The organism is Devosia sp. (genome assembly GCF_034675085.1).
In the GTDB taxonomy this organism is placed as follows: domain Bacteria; phylum Pseudomonadota; class Alphaproteobacteria; order Rhizobiales; family Devosiaceae; genus Devosia.
Genome location: NZ_JAUCDN010000186.1, coordinates 1 through 6,726, shown reverse-complemented (window position 1 = coordinate 6,726; position 6,726 = coordinate 1). Strand labels below are relative to the sequence as shown.

Below are 6,726 nucleotides of genomic sequence, written 5' to 3'. Positions count from 1 at the left end.
TATCACAACCGGATCGAGAATGCGCAGCTTCGGTTCGGCGGCGCGACCCATGCCTTGACGCCGCATCCGGATGCGGCGCCGCACAGCCTGCACGGTCCCGCGCAACGCCGGCCTTGGCATGTGAGAGCACAGGACGGGGCCAGCGCCGTGCTGGCGCTGGACTACGCCGCCGACGCTGACTGGCCTTGGGCCTTCCAGGCCCGCCAGCACTTCACGCTGGAAGAAAACGGGCTGGGGCTCGTTCTGACCCTGCGCAATGCCGGCAGCGTGCCGATGCCGGCCGGGCTGGGCTGGCACCCCTATTTCCCCGCCGGCAGCGTGGCGCATGATGCGCGCTTCCACTGGCCGATGCGCCCCGATTATCTGCCCACCGGAGAAAGACAGGCCGGGCCGGGACCGGCGGCGGCAACGCTTTATCTGGAGCACTGGTCGCAGGCCCTTGTGAAGCGGGACGGCTGGGAGACGGTTCTGACCGCCAGCCCGGAATTCACCCATCTGGTGGTGCATGAGGCCGGGCCCTATCAATGCCTTGAAGCCGCCACCCACCTGGCCAATGGCTTCAACCTTGCCGCCGATGGCACGGCGCAGACCGGCATGCGCGTGCTCGCCCCCGGCGAGATGCTGGAAGGGCGGGTGGACATCCGGCTGCGTCGGCTCGGTTCAGAGGCGTCTTGAGGGCACGTCCTTGTGCACCTGGGCGATATAATCCATGTCCTCGTGGCGCTGGAAGAAATCCAGCCAGAGGTAATGCATGCGCCGGCCCGCCTCGACCTCGACACCATGGTCCGACCCCAGCGGAATATGCAGTAACGTATCCCCGCCCAGGGGATGGCGCTCGCCATCGATGAGCAAAGTGATGTCGTTTTCGGCAAAGCTGAAAAACAGCTGGTCCAGCATGGGGTGGGCATGGGGTTCGATGCGGTCCGGCCCGATCGATTCCACTGAGCCCATGCAGAATCGCGGCAGCACATGCGGGCCCACCAGCGTGCGGCTGATGGTCTTCTCGCTTTTGAAATAGTCGCGATATTGCGGGCTGGCCGCATAGTCCTGAACCAGCGGGAAATCCATGCTGGCCAGGTCCACCTTCTCATGATCCTGTGCGGTCAGGGTCCAGTCGATCTCGATGATGTCGGCGCGGACGGGAGCCTCGATGGCGATGGCGTCGCCCGGCCGGGCCACATAGCAGGTCTTGCCGGAAAAGGCATGAGAGGCGCCCCCCGAGCGGATCGACGCCGCCCCTGAGACAAGGAACAGCACCACCAGCGCCATCCGGTCCCCCTCCAGGGTCAATGTGCCATTGTCCAGGCGGTGATGGATGACCCTGGCGCCGGCAATTTCGTTCGGCAGCAGAACCTGGGAGCCGGGGGCGGCAGAGCCGGCGACGGCGTGTGCGTTAGGGGGCATGGCGGGGCGGTCCTCGGGCTGTCCAATGCCCCCTCCTAGCATCTAGCGCCCGCTCCCGCATGGGGTGCGGCCCTTGTGGAAATGCCGCGCCTCATATGGTGGGAATGGGAGCCAGGCCTAGGGTCAGGACCTATTAAGAGACCTGTGCGCGGGTGGGCGCGCCTTGAGGCCTGGAATCAACCGATCCACCGCATTCGTGGCCGGATCGAAAAGATCTTCGGCACCTGGAAACGCTGCTATGGACTTCGTCGGATGCGATGGCGCGGGCTGGCCAAGGCAGGCGTTCAAATTCGCCTCACCGCCATCGCCTACAATATGAAACGCAGTTTGAACATTATCGCCATGGCTGGATAGCGAGTAAAAACTCACGGGCGTTCACACAAGGGCGACAAAAGCCAACTACGTTGGCACCGATATCTTTGCACCCATCGCCGCGATAGCCGAAAAGATCAAACAAAAGCAACGCAAAATTCGCCCCGCGCACAGGCCTCATTAATCTGGATTGATCTGTGATTCAGATTCCCTATTGGAGGGTCCGATGGGTGGTTTGTTCTTGCTGAGCGCGGCGCAGATGGCGCGGTTGTTGCCGCATTTTCCGTTGGCGCATGGCGTGCCGCGGGTCGATGACCGGCGGGTGGTGAGCGGAATTGTCTACGTCATCCGCAATGGTTTGTAGTGGGAGGGCGCTCCCGTTGCCTATCGCCCGCACAAACCGCTTCATGTGCTGGAGCCGGCTGGGCATGTTCGACAAAATCTTCGTGGCGCTCAGTCAGGACGGCCCTCGGCCGGAACGGATCATGATCGACGCAACCCACCTCAAGGCTCATCGCATGGCAGCGACCCTGCTAAAAAAGGGGATGTACCCCGCTATATTGGACGCACCAAGGGCGGGTTGAACTCCAAGCTCCATGCCGTCTGCGATCAGGCCGGACGGCCCATCATCCTCAAGCTCAGCGCCAGGCCAGCGACCACAAGGGCGCTGGCATGGTGCTCGACGAGTTGCCAGCCGCTTCCCATCTGATCGCCGACCGGGGCTGTGACAGCGCCTGGTTCCGCCAGGCGCTCGCTAACAGGGAGATTACCCTGTGCATCCCGTCAAGCCGCAGCCGAAAGATTCCCTTCTGCATGAAAATCGAAAACTGGTGCCTTTGAGCCTGAATGAAGGTGTTCTTTATGGGCCTGTTCTGCCGATTGCCGTCCCTCGACCTGACGGGCAGGGCGGCAAGGTCTTCGACCAATCGGCAGAACAGGCGGTGAGTGTTTGGACTGGCCACCCTTCGGCCGTTGGTCAGGGTGGCGGGCACTCTCCGTTCACCAGTCCAAGCACTCACAGCAGCAATCCGGAAGGCGGATCGCTGCTTGCTGGGCATGATATTTTGACCGCCCTTCGATCAATTCTCGATCATGGTAGCAAGTTCGCTTTGCTCATCAAACACCATATCCAGCCGTATTCTCGGCCCCCTCCCGGGCGGTACCGAGAATACGGATACGGAACACCCTGAGAAGGAGATAAGGGCACTTTTGACTAAAGCGAGAAAGCCTGATCGGAACTACCGCCACCTGCAAAAATCTCTGGCAGCAATGCGGCCTCATTTCTGCCGTTCGGGCAGCCTTTGCAATTTCCTGAAAGCTGTCGACCTGCTCGTCCAGCCTGGGCGACAGATTGGGGGTGGTTAGTGCACTGCAGGATTAATAGCTTAACCCGGACAAAGCTGCGATGAATAATTCGTCAATACCAACTGGCTCTTAGAGCCCCGTGATCAAGCTTTTTTGTGCCTTGTGGCGGCGCATGCAGTTGGTGGTGCCTGCATTTGCTGTGGTCGGCCAGGATGTCAATGACCTTGCAGTTCTCGACCCGCCCATGGCTGCACCCCTCTACCATGCGCTCGAGTTCGGCCTTTAGGGCTGTCAGGCTGGCAATCTTCTCCTTCACTTCAGAAAGGCGTGCCTTGGCGATACCATCGGCATCGGCGCAAGACTGCTCAGGTCGATCTTGGAGCTGAATCAGGGTGCGGATTTGGTCGATCTCGAAACCCAGCTCCCGCGAATGCCGGATAAAGCTCAGCCGCTCGATATCGGCCTGCTCATAGGCACGGCGACCGCCCTCTGTGCGCGGCGGTGGCAGCAGCAGTCCGATCTGCTCATAGTAGCGGATCGTCGGCACCTTGACCCCGCTCGCTTCCGAAACCCTGCCGATCGCGATGCCTCTGCTCATGATACGCTTGCTCCTATAGCCACTGGAGGATGTACGCCTGATTTCTGAATTGCAAGGAGTCGGCGGAATGGATGCGCAAATAGATACGGCACGCTTTCGGGTCGAGGGTATGGATTGTGCTTCCTGTGCGGCCAAAGTGGACACCGCAGCGCGCCGCATTGCTGGCGTCGAGGATGTGTCAGTCTCGGTAATGAATGGCACAATGACGATTAAGCATCGCCCCGGTGCAGACCTGCAGGAGATCGTCACCAAGGTTGGCAATCTCGGCTATCCTACGCGGCCCCTCCGATCGTCGGAGGCTACCCCTAGCTCAGCGATACACTCCGGCGATGACCAAATTCATGACGATCGCGAGCCTGACGAAAACCTCCCGTGGTGGAAAACCCGAAAAGCCCTGCTGACCCTGGCCTGTGGCGCGGCTTTGCTGACCGCCTATCTGCTCGGCCGGGTGCAGCCCGAGATCGGCCATTGGTCGTTTTTGATTGCCCTGCTGGTGGGCTTGATCCCGATTGGCCGGCGTGCCGTGGCCGGGGCAATGGCGGGCTCGCCCTTCTCCATCGAGACGCTGATGTCGATTGCCGCCATTGGGGCCGTCTTTATCGGAGACACAGAGGAGGCGGCAATGGTGGTATTGCTGTTCCTGGTGGGCGAACTGCTCGAAGGCGTCGCCGCCAGCAGCGCGCGCGCCAGCATCAAAGGGCTAGCCAACCTGGTGCCCAAAACGGCCCTGTTGGTCGAAGGCGACACCGTCAGGGACGTGCCCGCCGCCGATCTGGCGCTCAAGGCCATCGTCATGGTCCGGCCTGGTGACCGCATTCCCGCCGATGGCGAGATCGTCGAGGGAAGCAGTGCCATCGACGAGGCGCCGGTGACTGGGGAGAGCGTGCCAAAATCCAAGGGGCGTGGCGATCTGGTCTTTGCCGGCACCATCAATACGGATGCGGTCATCCGGATTAGGGTGACCGCACAGGCTGCCGACAACACCATTGCGCGCGTGATTGCCCTGGTGGAGGAGGCCCAGGAGAGCAAGGCGCCAACTGAGCGGTTCATTGACCAATTTTCCAAGATCTACACGCCGGCCGTCCTGGTGGTTGGCGCTCTGGTGGCGGTCGTTCCGCCGATGCTGCTCGGCCAGGACTGGGGAGAGTGGATTTACAAGGGGCTGGCCATTCTGCTCATCGGCTGCCCCTGCGCCTTGGTGATCTCGACGCCGGCGGCCGTAGCCGCTGCACTTTCGGCAGGTGCGCGGCGGGGCCTGCTGCTCAAGGGTGGCGCGGTGCTCGAGCATCTGCGCACCGTCACCGTGGTGGCGATGGACAAGACTGGCACGCTGACCGAAGGCAGGCCCAAGGTCACCGACATCATCGGCGTCGGTCGATCCGAAGCCAAGGTGCTGTCGATGGCGGCAGCGCTGGAGATGGGGTCGAGCCATCCCTTGGCGCTGGCAATACTGGCCAGAGCGCAGGTCGACAGGGCGCCGATCCCGCCGGCATTCGACATGAAGGCGGTGCCCGGCAAAGGGGTGATGGGCAGCGTCGGTGGCGAGGCGATATTCTTGGCCTCATTGACCGCCGCCATGGAAAAAGCCGCTATCTCCGGCGACCTGCAGACTTGGATTGATGCGTTCAATGATGCAGGCAAAACCGTCTCGGTGCTTCTGGTCGATGATGCAGTCACCGGAGTTTTCGCGATCCGCGACGAGCCTCGGCCTGATGCAAAGGGTGGTGTCGATGCCCTGAGAAAAGCCGGTGTGAGCACGGTCATGCTGACCGGCGACAATCAGCGGACAGCCGCCGCCATTGGCGACGCGCTCGGCATGGAGGTACGTGCGGGACTGCTGCCAGAAGACAAGCAGCGCATCGTCCGCAAACTCCAAGCCGAGGGCGAAGTGGTGGCAAAAATTGGCGACGGCATCAACGACGCCCCTGCATTGGCCGCTGCGGATATTGGCATCGCCATGGGCGGTGGCACCGATGTCGCTTTGGAAACCGCAGACGCTGCCATACTGCATGGTCGTGTCACTGACATCGCCGACATGATCGGCTTGTCCAAAGCCACGATGGCCAATATCGGTCAGAATATCACCATTGCGCTGGGGCTCAAGGCGGTGTTTCTGGTCACCACGGTGATCGGGATAACCGGACTTTGGCCCGCCATCCTTGCCGATACCGGAGCCACGGTCCTCGTCACCCTAAACGCCATACGCCTATTGGGCTGGCGCGGGACAACCTGATATCGCGCTCATTGAATCGCCGCTTTTAGGAATTCTCAGTCGGAGCCCAAACGACCACAATGGTGAAGGCTTTGGGATGCCGTAAGGCGTCGCAAAGCCACCCGCGCAGGAACTCGCGGTCCGCATGCACTGGGCTATGGGGGTTTCTGATTTGGTGTGGTTGGGCGGCGGTCGCAAGCCGCAGCATACGGCGTGGCGCGCCTGCTTGTTGGACGGCATCGGGGCGTCAACGGCGACGGTGTCGCTGAGATTGGCGTGGGTGATGATGGTCGCTGGAGTGCCTGGCGCGAACCATTCCATCGGCTCGCGATCCGCCGCCGGTGCGAGCTGGTCTCGATCTCACGAGCGTCGTTCTATCGATAGTCGGCGGCGAGAGCCCTGAGAACCTGGAACTGATGCCAGGACGCCGTTCTGCAGCTAAGCGATTGAAGGGCGAATTTGCCAGCCTCATGCGCGCTTCGGCCACCGAAGCGGCCATCCGGCAGGAGCGGGTCATCAGCATAGGCTCGCGCAGCGCCCTCGAGCGCGGCTCGTATCTGCTCTGCGAGTTGGATGTCGTCGGGCTGGTCGAACTGGATGAAACCTATGCCCTACCCATGACCCATGCCGAGTTGGCGAGGCGCTCGGATTGTCCATGGTGCATGTCAACAGCACCCTACAGGCGCTGCGCCGCGACGGCATCATCACGCTGGCGCGGAGCAGGTAAAATTGCACCATCCCGACTGCCTCATTGCCATTTGGGGCTTCGATTTCGCTTATCTCGGCCCGTAGCCGCATTCCACCTCCTGAGTGCCGCCGTCTGTGAAATGGTGCGCCGCACGGGCGCGCCTTTTCGAACTTGAATAGAGAGGGTTCCGCCGATCAGCGTGAGTTG

General features: G+C 61.7%; 8 protein-coding genes. 6 read left to right on the top strand and 2 right to left on the bottom strand.

Features of this window, described 5'->3' with window-relative positions; all coding sequences use genetic code 11:
• The coding region (locus tag VDP82_RS12075; RefSeq protein ID WP_323015098.1) for a hypothetical protein at window positions 1-675 on the top strand (675 nt) is incomplete at its 5' end.
• Here VDP82_RS12075 and VDP82_RS12070 read toward each other — a convergent pair.
• Window positions 661-1,404 carry a hypothetical protein gene (locus VDP82_RS12070; protein WP_323015097.1) on the bottom strand — a complete coding sequence of 248 codons (744 nt, stop codon included), beginning with the start codon at window positions 1,402-1,404 and terminating at the stop codon, window positions 661-663. The genes VDP82_RS12075 and VDP82_RS12070 overlap by 15 nt on opposite strands.
• An 81-nt stretch (window positions 1,405-1,485) precedes the next feature.
• Here VDP82_RS12070 and VDP82_RS12065 point away from each other — a divergent pair, with 81 nt between their 5' ends.
• From VDP82_RS12065 to VDP82_RS12050, 4 genes are all read left to right on the top strand, one after another.
• Complete coding sequence (locus tag VDP82_RS12065; RefSeq protein WP_323015096.1) at window positions 1,486-1,758, top strand: transposase; 273 nt, start codon at window positions 1,486-1,488, stop codon at window positions 1,756-1,758.
• 184 nt (window positions 1,759-1,942) lie between these two features.
• On the top strand, window positions 1,943-2,080 hold the full coding sequence (locus tag VDP82_RS12060; RefSeq protein ID WP_323015095.1) for a hypothetical protein: 138 nt from the start codon (window positions 1,943-1,945) through the stop codon (window positions 2,078-2,080).
• Between the two features lie 64 nt (window positions 2,081-2,144).
• Window positions 2,145-2,300 carry a hypothetical protein gene (locus VDP82_RS12055; protein ID WP_323015094.1) on the top strand — a complete coding sequence of 52 codons (156 nt, stop codon included), beginning with the start codon at window positions 2,145-2,147 and terminating at the stop codon, window positions 2,298-2,300.
• 88 nt (window positions 2,301-2,388) lie between these two features.
• Entirely contained in the window at window positions 2,389-2,556 is a 168-nt protein-coding gene (locus tag VDP82_RS12050; protein ID WP_323015093.1) for a hypothetical protein, read from the top strand.
• Window positions 2,557-3,133: 577 nt separating this feature from the next.
• Here the strand turns inward: VDP82_RS12050 and VDP82_RS12045 are convergent.
• The gene (locus VDP82_RS12045) at window positions 3,134-3,619 is read right to left on the bottom strand and encodes a helix-turn-helix domain-containing protein (protein ID WP_323015092.1); all 486 of its coding nucleotides are present in this window, start codon (window positions 3,617-3,619) and stop codon (window positions 3,134-3,136) included.
• Window positions 3,620-3,686: 67 nt separating this feature from the next.
• Between VDP82_RS12045 and VDP82_RS12040 the strand changes: the two genes are divergently transcribed.
• A complete protein-coding gene (locus VDP82_RS12040) occupies window positions 3,687-5,852 on the top strand; it encodes a heavy metal translocating P-type ATPase (protein ID WP_323015091.1) in 2,166 nt (721 codons plus the stop codon).
• Window positions 5,853-6,726 lie beyond the last annotated feature (874 nt).